Annotated in this window: 18 protein-coding genes; 13 read left to right on the forward strand and 5 right to left on the reverse strand. The window is 65.5% G+C overall.

Annotated elements, in window-relative coordinates; translation table 11 throughout:
- Positions 1-352 precede the first annotated feature (352 nt).
- Positions 353-1,129, reverse strand: a complete 777-nt coding sequence (locus tag C404_RS55890) for an enoyl-CoA hydratase (protein WP_021197400.1) — start codon at positions 1,127-1,129, stop codon at positions 353-355.
- Between the two features lie 83 nt (positions 1,130-1,212).
- Here C404_RS55890 and paaG point away from each other — a divergent pair, with 83 nt between their 5' ends.
- The 3 genes from paaG to paaK all read left to right on the forward strand — a co-directional run bounded on the left by paaG (position 1,213) and on the right by paaK (position 3,867).
- Positions 1,213-2,001, forward strand: a complete 789-nt coding sequence (gene paaG, locus C404_RS55895; protein WP_021197401.1) for a 2-(1,2-epoxy-1,2-dihydrophenyl)acetyl-CoA isomerase PaaG — start codon at positions 1,213-1,215, stop codon at positions 1,999-2,001.
- A gap of 11 nt (positions 2,002-2,012) precedes the next feature.
- Complete coding sequence (paaI, locus tag C404_RS55900) at positions 2,013-2,480, forward strand: hydroxyphenylacetyl-CoA thioesterase PaaI (RefSeq protein WP_031330185.1); 468 nt, start codon at positions 2,013-2,015, stop codon at positions 2,478-2,480.
- An 82-nt stretch (positions 2,481-2,562) separates the two neighbouring features.
- Positions 2,563-3,867 carry a phenylacetate--CoA ligase PaaK gene (paaK, locus tag C404_RS55905; protein WP_021197403.1) on the forward strand — a complete coding sequence of 435 codons (1,305 nt, stop codon included), beginning with the start codon at positions 2,563-2,565 and terminating at the stop codon, positions 3,865-3,867.
- A 9-nt stretch (positions 3,868-3,876) separates the two neighbouring features.
- On the opposite strand, the gene mltA is transcribed toward paaK, so the two are convergent.
- Positions 3,877-5,019, reverse strand: a complete 1,143-nt coding sequence (gene mltA, locus C404_RS55910; RefSeq protein ID WP_021197404.1) for a murein transglycosylase A — start codon at positions 5,017-5,019, stop codon at positions 3,877-3,879.
- Positions 5,020-5,091: 72 nt separating this feature from the next.
- On the opposite strand from mltA, the gene C404_RS55915 reads away from it, so the two are divergent.
- Complete coding sequence (locus tag C404_RS55915) at positions 5,092-5,325, forward strand: hypothetical protein (RefSeq protein ID WP_031330163.1); 234 nt, start codon at positions 5,092-5,094, stop codon at positions 5,323-5,325.
- Positions 5,326-5,332: 7 nt separating this feature from the next.
- Here the strand turns inward: C404_RS55915 and apaG are convergent, their stop codons facing one another.
- Entirely contained in the window at positions 5,333-5,707 is a 375-nt protein-coding gene (apaG, locus tag C404_RS55920; protein ID WP_021197406.1) for a Co2+/Mg2+ efflux protein ApaG, read from the reverse strand.
- A gap of 142 nt (positions 5,708-5,849) precedes the next feature.
- On the opposite strand from apaG, the gene rpe reads away from it, so the two are divergent.
- The 9 genes from rpe (at position 5,850) to C404_RS55965 (ending at position 13,567) form a co-directional block, all read left to right on the forward strand.
- Positions 5,850-6,575, forward strand: a complete 726-nt coding sequence (gene rpe / locus C404_RS55925) for a ribulose-phosphate 3-epimerase (protein WP_021197407.1) — start codon at positions 5,850-5,852, stop codon at positions 6,573-6,575.
- Entirely contained in the window at positions 6,575-7,303 is a 729-nt protein-coding gene (locus tag C404_RS55930; protein ID WP_021197408.1) for a phosphoglycolate phosphatase, read from the forward strand. Before rpe ends, C404_RS55930 begins: the two co-directional genes overlap by 1 nt.
- Positions 7,304-7,661: 358 nt before the next feature.
- On the forward strand, positions 7,662-9,197 hold the full coding sequence (trpE, locus tag C404_RS55935; RefSeq protein WP_021197409.1) for an anthranilate synthase component I: 1,536 nt from the start codon (positions 7,662-7,664) through the stop codon (positions 9,195-9,197).
- A 17-nt stretch (positions 9,198-9,214) separates the two neighbouring features.
- On the forward strand, positions 9,215-9,784 hold the full coding sequence (locus C404_RS55940; protein ID WP_021197410.1) for an aminodeoxychorismate/anthranilate synthase component II: 570 nt from the start codon (positions 9,215-9,217) through the stop codon (positions 9,782-9,784).
- Entirely contained in the window at positions 9,781-10,218 is a 438-nt protein-coding gene (locus tag C404_RS55945; RefSeq protein WP_192840351.1) for a lysozyme inhibitor LprI family protein, read from the forward strand. Before C404_RS55940 ends, C404_RS55945 begins: the two co-directional genes overlap by 4 nt.
- Positions 10,219-10,231: 13 nt before the next feature.
- The gene (trpD, locus tag C404_RS55950; protein WP_021197412.1) at positions 10,232-11,269 is read left to right on the forward strand and encodes an anthranilate phosphoribosyltransferase; all 1,038 of its coding nucleotides are present in this window, start codon (positions 10,232-10,234) and stop codon (positions 11,267-11,269) included.
- A gap of 13 nt (positions 11,270-11,282) precedes the next feature.
- Entirely contained in the window at positions 11,283-12,086 is an 804-nt protein-coding gene (gene trpC / locus C404_RS55955) for an indole-3-glycerol phosphate synthase TrpC (protein ID WP_021197413.1), read from the forward strand.
- Positions 12,087-12,089: 3 nt separating this feature from the next.
- On the forward strand, positions 12,090-12,758 hold the full coding sequence (locus C404_RS55960) for a CYTH domain-containing protein (protein ID WP_021197414.1): 669 nt from the start codon (positions 12,090-12,092) through the stop codon (positions 12,756-12,758).
- The gene (locus tag C404_RS55965; RefSeq protein WP_021197415.1) at positions 12,755-13,567 is read left to right on the forward strand and encodes a uracil-DNA glycosylase; all 813 of its coding nucleotides are present in this window, start codon (positions 12,755-12,757) and stop codon (positions 13,565-13,567) included. The genes C404_RS55960 and C404_RS55965 overlap by 4 nt, the downstream gene beginning before the upstream one ends.
- Positions 13,568-13,808: 241 nt before the next feature.
- On the opposite strand, the gene C404_RS55970 is transcribed toward C404_RS55965, so the two are convergent.
- A complete protein-coding gene (locus tag C404_RS55970) occupies positions 13,809-16,025 on the reverse strand; it encodes an FUSC family protein (RefSeq protein WP_021197416.1) in 2,217 nt (738 codons plus the stop codon).
- A 12-nt stretch (positions 16,026-16,037) separates the two neighbouring features.
- Positions 16,038-17,915, reverse strand: a complete 1,878-nt coding sequence (locus C404_RS55975) for a M61 family metallopeptidase (protein ID WP_031330164.1) — start codon at positions 17,913-17,915, stop codon at positions 16,038-16,040.
- Positions 17,916-17,954: the final 39 nt, after the last annotated feature.

A 17,954-nucleotide genomic window follows, 5' to 3' on the forward strand; every position in this document is an offset into this window, starting at 1 on the left:
CCTGCTGAAGAATTTTTATCGTTCAACGCGCTGCTAACTTCACCGCAACCGCAGACCGTCGCTAACCACCCGACAACCCGCAAACCCGCACCACACCTACTTCTCCACCGCCTTAACCACCCCGCCGTCCCTTTCGTTTCGGCGCTGTCGTTTGCAGCGAGGGGCGAACTATAGGCGGGTTCCTGAAGGTTGGCAACACCTTTGTCGTGACGGGTTGATGACGAACCGGTGAAGAATCGCCGTCAGCCCAGTCTGCGCCTACGATTGCCGGTCAAAAGCAGCTGCAAAATGACTCGAAGGATACCCGAGATGATTACTCGGGTATTCCCTGAATCACTCCGTCAGCACCCTCTTATTGGTGCTTGAACGCCGGCGCACGCTTCTCTAGGAAGGCGCGCATGCCTTCTTTCTGGTCTTCAGTGGCAAAAGTGGCGTGGAAGAGGCGCCGCTCTAGGTGAACGCCCTCGGCGAGCGAAGTTTCGTAAGCGGCGTTGATCGACTCCTTGATCATCATGACGGCAGGCAGGGAGAAGCCGGCGATGGTTTCCGCGGCCTGGATGGCTTCGTCGAGCAGCTTGTCGGCGGGGATGACCCGCGAGACCAAGCCCGCGCGCTCGGCTTCTTCGGCGCCCATCATGCGGGCGGTCAGGCAGAGGTCCATGGCCTTGGCCTTGGAGACGGCGCGCGGCAGGCGCTGGGTGCCGCCGGCGCCGGGCATGGTGCCGAGCTTGACTTCGGGCTGGCCGAACTTGGCGGTATCTGCGGCGAGGATGATGTCGCACATCATGGCCAGTTCGCAGCCGCCACCCAGCGCGTAGCCCGCCACGGCGGCGATCACCGGCTTGCGGATGCGGCGGATGGTCTCCCAGTTGCGGGTGATGTATTCGTTCTTATAGACGGTGGCGAAGTCGTAGTCGGCCATGGCGCCGATGTCGGCCCCGGCGGCGAACGCCTTCTCGCTGCCGGTGATGACGATGGCGCCAATGTTGGCGTCGGCATCGAAGGCGAGCAGCGCAGCGCCCAGCTCATCCATGAGTGCATCGTTGAGCGCGTTCAGCGCCTTGGGGCGGTTCAACGTAACAAGACCGACACGACCGCGCGTTTCGACCAGAATGTTTTCGTAGGACATGGAAGCTCCAGTTGGAATGGATGTAATATTAGCCGACCAACCGGTCGGTTAATCAATGAACCGATGACCGAGGAGGAGACAAGATGACGAGCCCCACCATTCTGCTCGACTGGCATGACCGCGTGGCCACCATCACGCTGAACCGGCCCGACCAGCTCAACAGCTTCACGGCCGGCATGCACCGGGAATTGCGCGAGGCGCTGGACAAGGTAGAGCGCCAGCACGCGCGGGCGCTGATCCTGACCGGCGCCGGACGCGGCTTCTGCGCGGGGCAGGATCTAGCCGAACTCAATGTCACGCCGGGGCAGATGACCGATCTGGGCGCGCTCATCGACGAGCAGTTCAACCCGCTGGTGCGCCGGCTGCGTGCTCTCCCCCTGCCGGTGATTGCCGCGGTGAATGGCGTGGCGGCTGGTGCGGGTGCGAACCTGGCGCTGGCGTGCGACATCGTGATGGCTGCGGAGAGCGCCTGCTTCCTGCAGGCGTTTGTGAAGATTGGCCTGCTGCCGGATTCGGGCGGCACGTGGTTCCTGCCGCAGCGCATCGGCGTGGCGCGGGCGATGGGGCTGGCGATGCTCGGCGAGAAGCTCGACGCGAAGACCGCGCTGTCCTGGGGACTGATCTGGGGCGTCTATCACGATGCCAAGATTCTGATGACCGAGGTGTCGGCGATGGCCGATCACTTGTCCAGGCAGCCGACTCGGGCGCTGGCCGCCATCAAGCGCGCGATGCACGCGGCGCCCACGCAATCGCTCGACGCTCAACTGGATCTGGAGCGCGACCTGCAGCGCGAGCTGGGCAACTCCCACGACTACGCCGAAGGCGTGAATGCCTTCCTCCACAAACGCCCTGCCCACTTCACTGGCGAATAAAGGACAAAGGGATCAGCGTGACCGAGATTGCCCTCCAGGATGCGCAGGCGCTGGCCGAAGCCGCCTGCAAGAACATGTACGACGCCGACGCCTGCACTCGCTGGCTCGGCATGCGCATCGAGGCGGTCGGCCCCGGCTACGCGCGCCTGTCCATGACCGTGCGGCCCGAATTCCTCAACGGGCACCGCACGTGTCATGGCGGGCTGATCTTTACGCTGGCCGATTCGGCCTTTGCGTTTGCCTGCAACAGCCACAACCACAACACGGTGGCGGCTGGCTGCAGCGTCGAATTCCTGCGCCCGGCGCACGGCGGCGATGTGCTGACCGCTGAGGCGACCGAGCAGGTCCTGTCCGGCCGGCACGGTGTGTATGACGTGCGCGTGTCCAACCAAGCCGGTGAGGTGGTCGCCATGTTCCGCGGCAAATCTGCGCAGATTCGCGGCCACGTCATTCCCGTCCCAGATAGCACCGAACAGTAAGCACTGATTGCCCTCTATATAAAGCCCCCTGATTGCGCCACCACAAGAGGACGCCGCACGACGGCGCCCCAAGGAGACCCGCATGCGCCCTCGCTCAACCGACCTGCCGCTCGACCCGATCGAGACCGCCAGCCGTGACGCCATCCAGGCGCTGCAGCTCGACCGGCTAAAGCACAGCCTGGCCCACGCGTACGAGAACGTGCCGGCGTACCGGGCCAAGTTTGATGCGGCGGGCGTGCATCCATCGGAGGTGCAGTCGCTGGCCGACCTGGCGAAGTTTCCCTTCACGACCAAGGCGGATTTGCGCGACAACTACCCGTTCGGGATGTTTGCGGTGCCGCAGGATCGCGTTGCGCGCATCCACGCCTCGTCCGGCACGACTGGCAAACCCACCGTGGTCGGCTACACACTGGCAGATATCGACACCTGGGCCGGGCTGGTAGCGCGCTCCATTCGCGCGGCGGGTGCGCGGCGCGGCGACAAGGTCCACGTGAGCTACGGCTATGGCCTCTTCACAGGTGGCCTGGGCGCGCACTACGGCGTCGAGCGCGCCGGGCTCACCGCCATCCCCTTCGGCGGCGGGCAAACCGAGCGGCAGGTGCAGCTCATCCGCGATTTCCAGCCGCAGATCATCATGGTGACGCCCAGCTACATGCTGGCGATAGCGGACGAGTTCGAACGGCAAGGCATGGACCCGGCCGCGTCGAGCCTGCAGATCGGCATCTTCGGCGCGGAACCGTGGACACCCGAGATGCGTGCGGCCATTGAGGCGCGCATGGGGCTGTCGGCTGTGGATATCTATGGCCTATCGGAAGTGATGGGCCCCGGCGTCGCCAGCGAATGCGCCGAAACCAAAGACGGCCCGACCATCTGGGAAGACCATTTCTACCCCGAGATCATCGACCCGAACACCGGTGAAGTGCTGCCCGACGGCGAATTTGGCGAACTGGTGTTCACGTCGCTGACCAAGGAAGCGATGCCGGTGGTGCGCTACCGCACGCGCGACCTGACGCGCCTGCTGCCGGGCACCGCGCGCCCGGGCTTCCGTCGCATGGAAAAAATCACCGGTCGCTGCGACGACATGATGATCGTGCGCGGCGTGAACGTGTTCCCCTCGCAAATCGAAGAGTTGATCCTGAAACACGCAGCGCTGTCACCGCACTATCAATGCGTGCTCGCCAAGGAAGGGCCGCTGGATACGTTGACGGTACGAGTGGAAGCTGCGCTGGGCGCCTCGGCGGACGTTGCCAAATCGGCAAGCTGCCAGTTGGCGCACGACATCAAGTCGCTGATCGGCGTGACAGCCACGATTGAGATTCTGGCGACCGGCGGGATCGAGCGCTCGGTCGGCAAGGCGCGCCGCGTGGTGGACCTGCGGCGCGGATAACGCTCGCGATTAGCGGGTGGCGACGCCGACGCTACCGCCCTTCGGCACCAGCACCCACAGCCGGCCGGCTTGCTTCATGCGCCCGGCCAGATCGCCGGCGGCATCGCCGTGGCCAAAGTAATAGTCGGCACGCACGGCACCACGGATGGCCGAACCCACGTCCTGCGCGAACACCAGCTTCTGGATCGGCTCGGTCGACAGCGGCTTGGTGGTCGACAGGAACACCGGCGAACCGAGCGGGATGAACGTCGGATCCACAGCAATCGAGCGCTCGTCCGTGAGCGGCACGCCCAGCTTGCCGATGGGGCCGCCCGTGTTGCCCGGGGTTTCCGCAAAGAAGACGTAGCGCGGGTTGATGTTGAGCATCTCTTCAACGCGGCCCGGGTTGGCGCGCGCCCACGCCTTGATGCCCTGCATGGTCGCCTGCACAGGCGTGATCTCGCCCTGATCGAGCAGCCAGCGCGCAAACGAGCGGAACGGCTGGTTGTTGGTGCCGCCCACGCCCAGACGCATGATGCCGCCCTCTTCCAGCTGGACCTGGCCCGAACCCTGAATCTGCAGGAAGGCCGCCTCGACCGGGTCATCCACCCACACGACTTCCTGCCCCTGCAGCGCGGGGCTGCGAATCAACTGCGCACGCGCCGGCAGCGTCTTGCCGCGCCACGCGGCGGGCATGCGGTACAGCGGTGTCTGATAGATGCCGTGGCGGGTGCGCGAGCCGCGCAGCAGTGGCTCGTAATAGCCGGTGACCAGGCCACTGTCGGTGCCGTCGTCCTTCACCACGCGATACGGCGTGAAGTTTTCTTCAAAGAAGACGCGCATGGCGATCGGATCGCCGGCGTCGACCATCAGGCCGGCGGTACACACGCGCGCCCACTCGGCACGGCGCTTCATGGCCTGGCAATTCGATTGCAATGCAGGCCAGGCAGAGGCGAGATCGTCCGTCGTCCAGCCCGTCACGTCGGCCCAGTTGGCCTGGTCCAGATGACCGCCGAGGGTGCCGGTAGGCGGCTGCGGCGTTTCGACGCGCGGCGGCGGACCGCTGGTGCACGCTGCGAGCAAAACGGCGACCAGCGCAGCGGCCAGCCCGGCCCATCCGCGTCGGGGTGCCGTGCGGACCGGCGTCAATGCATCCAAGGTTGCTGCTGTCATGCCTGTTTCATCCTGTCCGGCGAGGTGGAGGGCTTGGCTACAATGCCGGCACCCACGCTTTCTGCCTCGACCATGAGCGAATTCTTTGAAAACCATCCGATGATGCTGTTCGGCCTGGAAGCCGGCGTGGCACTGTTCCTGCTGATCTTCATCGTGATCTGGACCATGTCGGGTGCCAAGAAGCACCCGCGCCCGCTGCGCGCACCGTCCGATCACCCGTCGCGCCAAGGCTACGCCGCCAAAGCCTCAGAATCGACCAACGCCGCGCCCAAAGATTCGCAGCCGGCCAAGCCTGACGCTTCCTGATCGCGGATCAGTGCAGCATGCGCGGCATCACAAGCGCAAACTCGGGGATCGGCGCCTCAAAGCGGTGACCGTCTTCGGCCACGCAGAAGTATTCGCCGCGCATCGTACCCACGGGCGTCTTGATGGTCGCCCAACTCGTGTATTCGAAGGATTCGCCCGGCGGCAGCAGCGGCTGATGGCCGACCACGCCCAGGCCGCTGACTTCCTGTACCTGATCATCGGCATCCGTAATCACCCAATGACGCGAGATCAGTTGGCTCGGCACATCGCCGGTATTGCGGATGGTGATGGTGTAGGCAAACGCGTAGTTGCCTTGTTCCGGCTCGGATTGCTCCGACAGATAGCGCGCCCGGACCTGGACGGTGAGTTCGTAGCTCGGCATGACGATCCACTATAAGAATGGCGCCCATTGTGCGGCATGGCTGTGGCAGCGGCAAGGCGCGGCGAGTCCGTCGATCAGGTGGCTGATCCGGCTAAAATAGCGGTCTTCTTCGCGCATCCGTGCGTCTTACCCGTCTCCCATCATGTCCGCAGCCATCGATCCGTCCGGTTTCCGCATCGCTCCCTCCATCCTGTCCGCCGACTTTGCCCGCCTGGGCGAAGAAGTGCGCCGCGTGCTCGAATCGGGCGCCGACTGGATCCACTTCGATGTAATGGACAACCACTATGTGCCGAACCTGACCGTCGGCCCGCTGGTGTGCGAGGCCATCCGCCCGCACGCGGTGAAGGACGGCAAGCCGGTGCCGATCGACGTGCACCTGATGGTCAGCCCGGTCGATCGCATCATTCCCGACTTCGCCAAGGCCGGCGCCGATCTGATCACCTTCCACCCGGAAGCCTCCGAGCACATCGACCGCTCGCTGGCGCTGATCCGCGACAACGGCTGCAAGGCCGGCCTCGTGTTCAACCCGGCCACGCCGCTGCACTACCTGGACCATGTGATGGATCGCCTGGACATGGTGCTGATCATGTCGGTCAACCCGGGCTTTGGCGGCCAGTCGTTCATTCCGGAAGCGCTGAACAAGCTGCGCGCCGTGCGCCAGAAGCTGGACGCGTATCAGGAAAAAACCGGCCGCAAGATCCTGCTGGAGATCGACGGCGGCGTGAAGGCCGACAACATCGCTGAAATTGCCAAGGCAGGCGCGGACACCTTCGTGGCCGGCTCGGCCGTGTTCGGCAAGCCGGATGCGGATGGCGGCTACCGCGGCACCGTTGGCGCGCTGCGCCAGGCGCTGGCTAGCCTGTCGTGATGACCAGCACCCTGCCGGGGGGCCCCGTCCGCGCCGTCATCATCGACCTGGACGGGACGATGGTCGACACGGCGGGCGATTTCCACACCGCCATCAACGCGATGCTGGAAGCGCTCGGCGCCGCGCCGGACATGCCGATCGACGAAGTCGTCAGCTACGTCGGCAAGGGCTCGGAGAACCTCGTGCGGCGCGTGCTCGATGCGCGCCTACCACCCGCCCAGGCCAACAGCCGCTTCGCCGAAGCGCTGGACGCCTACCAGCGCGCCTACATCGCCATCAACGGCCAGTATGTGACCGTCTATGACGGCGTGCGCGAAGGGTTGGCGGCGTTGCGCGACATGGGCCTCGCCCTGGCATGCGTGACGAACAAGCCACACGATTTCACGCAACCGCTGCTGGCGCAGCTTGGTTTGGACACGTATTTCGACCTCGTCTACCCCGGCGACGCCTTCCCATACCGCAAGCCCGATCCGTACCCCATGCTGCGCGTGGCGGAAGCGTTTGGCGTAAATCCGGCCGAAGTTGTAGCGATCGGCGACTCGGAAAACGATGCCCGCGCGGCCCGCGCCGCCGGCATGCGCGTACTGGCGGTGCCGTATGGCTACAACCACGGCCAGCCTATACAGCACGCCGGAGCCGATGCTATAGTCGACACACTTTTTGCGGCAGCCGAGTGGATCCGGCCCTATGCTGAGCCCCACAACGCAACATCTGCCGCTTCCAACTGACGATCCATGTTCCTGAATCGCAAACGCATCTTCGCTCGTGGTGACCGGGGGGCCTGGCCCTGGCGACCCTGGCACGCCCTCGCTCGGGCGTAAGCGTTTGCACGGCTGCTGATCGTTCTTCCCCTGGTTTCGGCGCGTTCTGCCTAAACCACCTCTGTATCTCCTGCCCCAAACGCTGACCGCCCGCCGGTCTTCCGTGGCCCTTAGCTTGCGGATGACCTCTGCGGGACCGCACGGTTTTTCGCGTTCCCATCCCTGATGTTCTGCTAACGTTCCGACGGCGCAATCACGTTTGCCGTGGAGCGAACGCATGCCGGTAAGCGCACCCCCGCCTGCCGGCGAATCGACCTGACCGCTCATGACCGAACTCGAATTCAAATCGCTGGCCGACCAGGGCTACAACCGCATCCCGCTGATTGCCGAGGCACTGGCCGATCTGGAGACGCCGCTTTCGCTGTACCTGAAGCTGGCGCAATCGCACGACCGTGGCACGAACACCTTCCTGCTGGAATCGGTGGTGGGCGGCGAGCGTTTCGGGCGTTACTCCTTCATTGGCCTGCATGCACACACGCTGCTGCGCGTGAGGGGCAACCACACCGAAGTCGTGACCGACGGCAAGGTCGTCGAGACGCACGAGGGCAACCCGCTGGACTTCATCGCCGCCTTCGAGCGCCGCCAGAAAGTGGCGCTGCGCCCGGGCCTGCCGCGCTTCTGTGGCGGCCTGGCCGGCTATTTCGGCTACGACGCCGTGCGCTTCATCGAGCCGCGCCTGGCGGAAACCGCCCCGCCCGACGACCTGCAACTGCCCGACATCCAGCTCATGCTGTGCGAAGAGCTGGCCGTGATCGACAACCTGTCGGGCAAGCTCTACCTGATCGTCTACGCCGATCCGTCCAAGCCCGAGGCCTACTCGCGCGCCAAGCAGCGCCTGCGTGCGCTGCGCACCAAGCTGCACCAGCCGGTGGATGTGCCGGTGACGTCCGCCTCGGTGCGCACAGACACCATCCGCGAGTTCGACAAGGCCGATTACATCAGCGCCGTGCTCAAGGCCAAGGAGTACATCGCCGCCGGCGACATGATGCAGGTGCAGGTCGGCCAACGCCTAGTCAAGCCGTTCCGCGATGCGCCGCTCTCGCTATACCGCGCGCTGCGTTCGCTGAACCCGTCGCCGTACATGTACTTCTACAACTTCGGCGACATGCAGATCGTTGGGGCGTCGCCGGAAATCCTGGTGCGCCAGGAAGAGCGTCGCGTGCCCGCCAGCGCGAATGGGGAAGGCAACGGTACCGACGAATCCGCCCGCATCGTGACGATCCGCCCGCTGGCCGGCACCCGCCCGCGCGGCAGCACGCCTGAACGCGACGCTGAGCTGGCGACCGAGCTGCTCAACGATCCGAAGGAAATCGCCGAGCACGTCATGCTGATCGACCTGGCGCGCAACGACATCGGCCGCATTGCCGAGATCGGCTCGGTCAAGGTGACGGACCAGATGGTCATCGAGAAGTATTCGCACGTGCAGCACATCGTCAGCTCGGTCGAGGGACGTCTGAAGCCCGGCATGACCAACATGGACGTGCTGCGCGCGACCTTCCCCGCCGGCACGCTGTCGGGCGCGCCCAAGGTGCGCGCGATGGAGATCATCGACGAGCTGGAGCCTGTGAAGCGCGGCATCTATGGCGGCGCGGTGGGCTACCTCTCCTTCTCGGGTGAGATGGACCTGGCGATCGCCATCCGCACCGGCATCATCAAGGACGGCAATCTCTACGTGCAGGCTGCGGCCGGTGTCGTCGCCGATTCGGACCCGGATGCCGAATGGAGGGAAACCGAACACAAGGCCCGCGCCGTGCTGCGCGCCGCCGAGCAAGTGCAAGACGGCCTCGACGCCGATTTCTGAGAGGGAAGGAGACCACCATGCTGTTGATGCTCGATAACTACGACTCCTTCACCTACAACATCGTCCAATACTTCGGCGAGCTGGGTCAGGATGTCCGCACTGTTCGCAACGACGAGATCACGATCGAAGAGATCGAGAAGCTGAACCCGGAACGCATCTGCCTGTCGCCCGGGCCGTGCACGCCCAAGGAAGCGGGCATTCTGGTTCCGGCGCTCCAGCACTTTGCAGGGCGCGTGCCCATCCTGGGCGTGTGCCTGGGCCACCAGGCGATTGCCGATGCATTTGGCGGCCGCGTGATCCGCGCCCAGAAGGTGATGCACGGCAAGGTCAGCACCATCGAAAACACCGGCGTGGGCGTGTTCGCCAACCTGCCGCGCCACTTCAAGGTAACGCGCTATCACTCGCTGGCCATCGAGCGCGAAACGCTGCCCGACTGCCTGGAAGTGACCGCCTGGACGGAAGACGGCGAAATCATGGGCGTGCGCCACAAGACGCTGCCGGTGGAAGGCGTGCAGTTCCACCCGGAATCGATCCTCTCGGAACACGGCCACGCGCTGCTCGGCAACTTCCTGAAGGAACGCGTCTGATGCGCCGCGCGTGCGCGGTCGCGTTGGTGGTGATGGCAGCGATGATGGCAAGCCTGCCGGCGATGGCCGGTACGCTGGAGGCCTGTCGTGCCGCCCAACCCGAAGCCGGCAATGTCGCCCAATGCGTGCAGACCGCGCGCAAGGCGGCGCAGGCTGAACTAGCCTGGGCGGAGTCAACGCGCCGCAACGCATTGCGTGCCCGCATCACCGCCAACGCGGGAACGGACAAGGGCGCCGCCATGGCCTTCGACCGCACCGTGCGCGCACACCAACTCTATCGGCAGGCCGAATGTGACCTGCGCCGCCGCCTGGCCCGCAACACGCCCGATGCCGACCTGGCTGAAGGCGCGTGCGAGGCCGATCTCTTGCGCGAGCGTATCGGCGCCCTGCGTGAAGCGGGGCCAGCGACCCCGGCCCCGGCGGCACCCAACTGAATACGGAACAACCATGCCCATCACTCCGCAAGAAGCGCTCATCCGCTGTATCGAGCACCGCGAAATTTTCCACGACGAAATGCTGCACCTGATGCGGATGATCATGCGCGGCGAGATGTCGCCCGTGATGGCAGCCGCGCTCACCATGGGGCTACGCGTCAAGAAAGAGACCATCGGCGAAATCGCCGCCGCTGCCACCGTCATGCGCGAGTTCGCCACCAAGGTTGAGGTGCCGGCGGAGGTGTCGAATCACTTTGTCGATATCGTCGGCACGGGCGGCGACGGTGCCAACACGTTCAACATCTCGACGGCGTCGATGTTCGTGGCCGCAGCGGCGGGCGCGCGTATCGCCAAGCACGGCGGGCGCGGCGTCAGCTCCAAGTCGGGCAGCGCTGACGTGCTCGAAGCGCTGGGCGTAAACATCATGCTCACGCCCGAGCAAGTGGCCGAATCGATCGAGACGGCGGGCATCGGCTTCATGTTTGCGCCCAACCACCACCCGGCCATGAAGAACGTCGCACCGATCCGCAAGGAGCTGGGTGTGCGCACGATCTTCAACATCCTCGGGCCGCTCACTAACCCGGCCGGCGCGCCAAATATCCTGATGGGCGTGTTCCACCCGGACCTGGTCGGCATTCAGGTGCGCGTGATGCAGCGCCTGGGCGCAAAGCACGCCGTGGTGGTCTACGGCAAAGACGGCATGGACGAGGTGTCGCTGGGCGCCGCCACGCTGGTCGGCGAGTTGAAGGACGGCGTGGTACGCGAGTACGAAATCCACCCGGAAGACTTCGGCATGCAGATGGTCTCCAACCGCAGCCTGAAGGTGGCCGACGCGGAAGAGTCCAAAACGATGCTGATCGAAGCGCTGGAAAACAAGCCGGGCACGCCGCGCGAGATCGTCTCGCTGAATGCGGGTGCAGCGCTGTATGCGGCCAACATCGCCGGCTCCATTGAGGACGGCATGAAGCTGGCTCGCGAAGCCATCGCTTCGGGCGCAGCGCGCGCCAAGCTCGATGAACTCGTGCGCGTCACCAACCAGTTCAAAGCCTAAGCTCGTTCAAGTCATGTCAGACATCCTGCAGAAAATCCTGGCCGTGAAGGCCGAAGAAGTGGCCGCCGCGCGCAAGCACCGCGATCTCGCCAGCGTGCGCGCTGAAGCCGAAGCCAACCGCACTGACAGCACCCTCGGCCCCCGCGGCTTTGCCCAGGCCGTGCGCGACAAGATCGCCGCCGGCCACGCCGCCGTCATCGCCGAGGTAAAGAAGGCCTCGCCATCCAAGGGCGTGCTGCGCCCCAACTTCAAACCCGCCGACATCGCCCGCAGCTATGCGGAGCATGGCGCCGCGTGCCTGTCCGTCCTGACCGACGAGCAGTTCTTCCAGGGCCACGCCGATTACCTGCGCGAAGCCCGCTCCGCCTGCACGCTGCCCGTGCTGCGCAAAGACTTCATGGTCGACCTGTACCAGGTGTACGAAGCGCGCTCGTGGGGCGCGGACTGCATCCTGCTGATCGTCGCCGCGCTGGACCAGGGCCTGATGGTCGAACTCGAAGCCTGCGCGCTCGAACTCGGCCTGGACGTGCTGGTGGAAGTGCACGACGGCCACGAACTGGACCGCGCGCTGCGCCTGCAAACGCCACTGGTGGGCGTGAACAACCGCAACCTGCGCACGTTCGAGACCTCGCTCGACACCACGATCGGCCTGCTCAAGCACATGCCGGACGACCGCATCGTCGTCACCGAATCGGGCATCCTCGTGCAGGACGACGTGCGCAAGATGCGCGCGGCGGCCGTCAACGCCTTCCTCGTCGGCGAAGCCTTCATGCGTGCCGATGATCCGGGCGCCGAACTGGCCCGCCTCTTTGCTTGACCGATGGCCCGTGAAATTGAATTGAAGCTGGCCGTACCGGCCGGTGTGCACGACGCGCTGGTCGGCTGGCTGGATGCGCACGCCCAAGCCGCCGGCTCGGTGGAATTGGCCAACGTTTACTACGACACGCCCGATCAAGCCCTGGCACGCAATCGTGCCGCGCTACGCGTGCGTCGACATGGCAATCAGTGGCTGCAGACGCTCAAAACCGCAGCAGTGAGTACGGCCGGTTTGAGCGCGCGCCACGAGTGGGAAGTGCCGCTGCAAAGCGATGCACTGTCGGTTAACGCCTTCGCCGCCCACAACGCCACCGAGGCCGCCGACTATGTCCGGCCGCATGCCAGTGCCCTCACCCCGCTGTTCCGCACCGACTTCACGCGCCGCCTCTGGCACGCGACCGTTGATGGGGCCGACGACGGCGAGATCGAGATCGCGCTGGATGCTGGGGCCATCCTCATTCCCGGCACCGATGCACGCGAGCCGATCGACGAGCTGGAACTGGAATGGAAGCCGGCCACCGGCAGCACACTCAGCGAAGACGCGATTGCCGAGCGCCTGCACGGCTGGACGCAGACGCTGCGCGCCGCCGTACCCGGCCTGGCGCCGCTCGACATCAGCAAGGCACAGCGCGGCTACCAACTGCGCGCGAGCGCCGCCGGAGGCCAAGCATGAAGCGCCGCGCCGATCCTGCCCAAAGCGCCCTCTTCGACGAACCGGCTGCAGAGGCGCCGAGCGGCAATTTCATCCCGCTGGCCGAACAATTCGATGCACTACCGGCTGACTGGAAGACACTCCTCACGCCCTGCATCGCGCAGACCAATTGGCCAGAGTTGTGCGCCTTCGTCGATGGCGAACGCGCGGCGGGCAAGCCGATCTTCCCGACCGATGTATTCCGTGCGCTGCACCTGACGTCAGTTGACGATGTGCGCGTGGTGATCCTCGGCCAGGACCCGTATCACGGCACGGGCACCGTGGATGGCCGCGAGATTCCGCAGGCGCATGGGCTGGCGTTCTCGGTGCCGGCCGGCGTGCGCGTGCCGCCGAGCCTGCGCAATATCTACAAGGAAATCGAAGCCGAATTCGGCCAGAAGCTGCCAGGCACGTCGGGCAACCTTGAGGGCTGGTCGCAGCAAGGTGTGCTGCTGCTCAACACGGTGCTCACCGTCGAGCAGGGCCAAGCCGCCAGCCATGCCAAGCGCGGCTGGGAACGCATCACCGATTGCCTGCTGGAGCATCTGGCACGCGTTGGTCACAAGCGTGTGTTCATGCTGTGGGGTAGCCACGCACAGGCCAAGCGGGCGCTGTTGCCCGAGGGGCATCTCGTGCTGGAGGCGCCGCACCCGTCGCCGCTATCGGCGCATCGCGGGTTCTTGGGGTGCGGGCATTTCAAGACGGCCAATGCGTGGCTCGCGGCGCAGAGCCAGCCGGCGATCGACTGGTTGAAGCCACAGGCGACCAAAGATTCGCTCGCCGGTCTCTAAGCCTCAACCTCCATGCTTCGAGAGTCGATGCTGGCTCTCCGAGTCCCAGCGCTGACTCTCTTGGTCCCGCCGCTGGTTCTCTGAATCCCGACATGTGGCTCTCCGAGTCCCGGCATCGAGTCTCTAAGTCCCGACGCTGGTTCTCCGAGTCCCGACATGTGGCTCTCCCAGTCCCAGCGCTAAGTCTCCTAGACGCAACGCTGGCTCTCCGAGATACAGCGCTGGTTTTCTAAGTCAGGCTCTAGTCCCGCGACACCCGCAGCGCCCGCCCCAACGCCCCACACCGCAGCGCGATCTTCGCCGTATCCGCCCGCAGCGCTTGCAGGCGCCGCTCCAGCAGGTGCATGGCGGAGAGCGAATCCGACTCCGTGGCCGCCTCGACCATGCGCGCGCGCGCGGCCTGATCGGCAAAATCCGCCGCGCCCAACTCCTGCGTATCACGTGGGCGCACGCCCCAGCCGCCTTCGTGCACCGCCTGATCGAAACGCTCCTTGGCGCGCGTGAGGCTTTCGAGCGCGGATTCGACGGTCTGCTCGACCAGCGCCCGCGTCTCGGCTTCGTCCAACTCCTGCGTACGCTGGCGGACCAGAATGCGCACCGCCGCCACGTGCGCGGCCACCAGGTAGTTCTGCACGATGAAGCGGTTCAAGTTATCCACAGCACGGTGGCGGCTCTTGGGTTCATCGAGCATCCGCGCAAAGGCGGAGATCAACCCGGTGAGCGCTTCCATGTACTGCTTGCGCTGCACGCGATAGGCGAAATCGTCTTTGAGTGTGCCGAGCAGCAGGTCGCGCGCGGCTTCGATAAAGCGCCGGTTGGTACGCAGCACGTCGTCCACCAGCTTGGGCAGGTTGCGGTATTCCCAGGCGGGCAGCACGTAGCTGAAGGCGGTGGCGATGGCCGCGCCGATCAGCGTGTCGACCAGCCGCTCACCGATGGCGCCCTTGCTGCCGGGCAGCAGCAGGTTGATCTGGATGAGCACCTGCACGCACGCGGCAATGGCCGTGTAGCGGTATTTGATGGTGACGAACGCGGCGCTGGCGGCGGTGGACAGGTACAGCACGCCCATCAGGATCCACGTCGAATGCGTGAACCGCAGAATCACCGCTGCAATCACACAGCCGATGAGTGTGCCCAGCACCCGGTCGAAATTGCGCTGGCGCGTCATGCTGAAGGTCGGCTTGAGGATCACGACGATGGTCAGCAAGACCCAGTAGCCGTGCGACGAATACGGCAGGTGGTCGGCAATCCACAACCCGGCGGCCACCGCCATCGAAATGCGCAGCGCAAAGCGCAGCACCGGCGAGCGCCACGTCAGCTCTTCCTGCACCAGCCGCAGCTCGTACTTCTGGCGCGTCAGGAACGGGGTCATGTCCGGGCGCAGCAGCACCTTGGACAACTCCACCGGCGTGGCCGTGGCGGCGTGCAACTGCGCCATCAGGCGGATCGCGCCGCGCACGGTGGCAATCGACTCTTCCAGCGCGGCGATCGCCTCGATTGGGATGCCGTGGTGACCGTGCTGCACGTCGTCGAACGCGGCATCGATGGCAGCCATCTCCTGCTCGTACGACATCGGCGTGGGCGATGGCCGGTCGCGGCCCACGGCGTAGGCAACACCTTCGATGTCCTGGCGCAGGCGCTCGATGATCCCGTGCAGCAGGCGCAGGATCTCGGCGTCGGCCAGATACTGGCGCAGCAACGGGTAATCGGTGTTGGACGACAGCAGGTACTCGTAGATGTCGAGCATCCGCATGTGGATCTGCACGAGGCGCCCGTCGCTGGCCGTGCGGTTGTCGCGGAAGACGAAGTCGCGCGCCACCTGCTGCTTGTCGGCCACCGAAATCTGCTGGCGCACGAGCAAGTTGAACTGCTCGTCGAAATCCTTGGAGGCATCGTAGAAGCCGGCCTTGCGTTCGACGTACACGGCCAGCTCATACAGGCACTCGGCCAGCACCTGTTCCTTGATGCGGCGCCGCTGCCCCCACGCCACCGCCATCGCAAAGGCCATGTAGCCCATGGCGCCAAGGAAGAACTGCGCGGTGTGCTCCACCGCCTCGCGAAAGGCGAACTCCTCGGTAAAGGTGAGCGTCATGACGAACAGCGCCGCAAACTGCAGCGGCATCGTCTTGTTGCCGTACGCCACCATCATGCCGGCCAGGAAGGTGACCAGCACGATCACCACCGGCAAGATCGAATACGGCGTGGCCACCGCCACGATGAAGGTGATGGCCGTGGTGAGCAGCACGCACGCCATCATCTCGTTGAACTTGTGCCGCAGCGGGCTGGGCAAGTCCATGAGGCTGGTACACAGCGCGCCGATCGACACCACCATCGCGCCCTGCAGGTCCATCACCAGCAGCGCGAGCAGCGTCAGGCCGATCACGCCGGTGGCGGTACGGATGCCGCGCGATACGTAGTGGCTGTAGAGGAAGGTGCGTGGATCGTGGGCGTAGTCCATCGGCTGCGCGGATCAGGCGGCCGACTTGCCGCGTACGGCGCGCGTATCACGCACAACCTTGCGGCCGGCGGCGCGCTTGCCCAGCCATGCCGAGCGCAGCGGCGACGGGTCGGACGCCAGCGCCAGCGTGAACTGCGGTGTGGTGTCGGTGGCGAGCGTCACGTCCAGCGCCATCAGCTCGTCACGGCGGAACACGTGCACGGACACCGTATCGCCAGCGCGATGACGCGCCAGGGTCTTGTCGAGCTGGCCGGCCGGCACGCGCAGGCCGTCCACGGCAACGATCAGGTCACCAGCGGACAAGCCGGCACGCTGCGCAGGGCTGCCGTCGAACACCTGCTGCAACTTGACGAAGCCGTTCTCGGCGCCCGACTTGACGCCCAGGGCGAGCGCCGTCTCGGTCGCCTTGCGCGTCGCGCTCACGCCCATCGCCTTGAACAACGCGGGCAGCGGCGGATCATCGCGGCCTTCGGTCAGCTGGCGCACCAGCGTGCGCAGGCGCAGGCCAGTGACTTCTTCCATCAGAGCGATCAGCCCCGCTTCGGTCACGCCGCGCTGCGTGTGGTCGGCGGCGTAGAAGTCGCGGCCGTAGGTGACCCACAGGGCACGCATCACATCGTCGAGTGACGTGGCGCCGTCGGTCTGCGTGCGAATCGTCAGGTCCAGCGCCAGCGCCACGAGCGAGCCCTTGGTGTAGTAGCTGACGATGGCGTTGGGGGCGTTCTCGTCCTGGCGGTAGTACTTGGTCCAGGCGTCGAACGAGCTTTCGGCCACGCTCTGCTTCAGGCGCCCGCTGCCGCGCAGCACGCCATTCCACGTCTTGGCGAGCATCTCCAGATACTGCGCTTCGGAGATCAAACCCGAGCGCACCAGCATCAGGTCGTCGTAGTAGCTGGTGAAGCCTTCGAACAGCCACAGCAGCGGCGTGTGCACCTCGCGGTCGAGCGCGTACGGCACGAAGGTGGCCGGCTTGATGCGCTTGACGTTCCAGGTGTGGAAATACTCGTGGCTGACGAGGCCGAGGAAGGTGCGGTAGCCCTCGGTGGTCTCGTCGCGGCCGGTCACGGGCAGATCGCCGCGCGCGCACATCAGCGCGGTACTGGCGCGGTGCTCTAGGCCGCCGTAGCCGTCGGTCGTCACCATCGTCATGAAGACGTAGCGGCGGTTGCTATCCAGGAATGGCGCGGTGGCCGTCTGCGGCTCGAACAGGCGGATCTGCGCTTCGCAGATGCGCTTGAAGTCGCGGGCGATGCGTTCCAGATCGAGGTTCGGCACGCGGCCGGTGAAGACGGCGTCATGCTGCGCGCCGCAGGCCTCGAACGAGACCAGCTCGAACGTGCCCATCTCGACGGGGTGGTCGATCAGCTCGTCGTAGTTGGCGGCTTCGTACCAGCCGAACCCGTAGCGCTTGGCGCCAGCCTTGCCCTGGATGCGGCCGGTGGCTTCACGCAGCGCGGTGGCGACGCGCCAGCTACGGTAGGCGTCGCCGGCGGGCGGCTGGATGTCGACCTGGCAACGCTGATCGTCTGCACCTTCCACCCTCAGGAACACCGACGTGCCGTTGAAGAAGCCGTGCGTGGTGTCCAGATGCGCGGCGCGCACCGACAGGTCCCACGCGTAGACGTCGTACGACACCGTCAGCGGCCCGCTGCACGGCGTGGCCCACCAGGTGTCCTTGTCGACCTTGGTCAGGCGTACAGGGCGATCGCCCGACGACGCCTCAATGCGCACGATGTTGCGCGCAAACTCCCGGATCATGTAGCTGCCCGGAATCCACGCCGGCAGCGAGAAACGCTGCCCCTGTGGATCCGGCGAATCGACCGTGACGGTGACGGTGAAAACATGCGCCTCGGGCGCGGCGGGGGCGATGGTGTAGCGGATCGGCTTCATGGCGGACATTGTAGCGTTGCCGTCCCTTGCTGCCGATGC

It is taken from the genome of Ralstonia sp. AU12-08 (genome assembly GCF_000442475.1).
Classification (GTDB): Bacteria; Pseudomonadota; Gammaproteobacteria; order Burkholderiales; family Burkholderiaceae; genus Ralstonia; species Ralstonia insidiosa.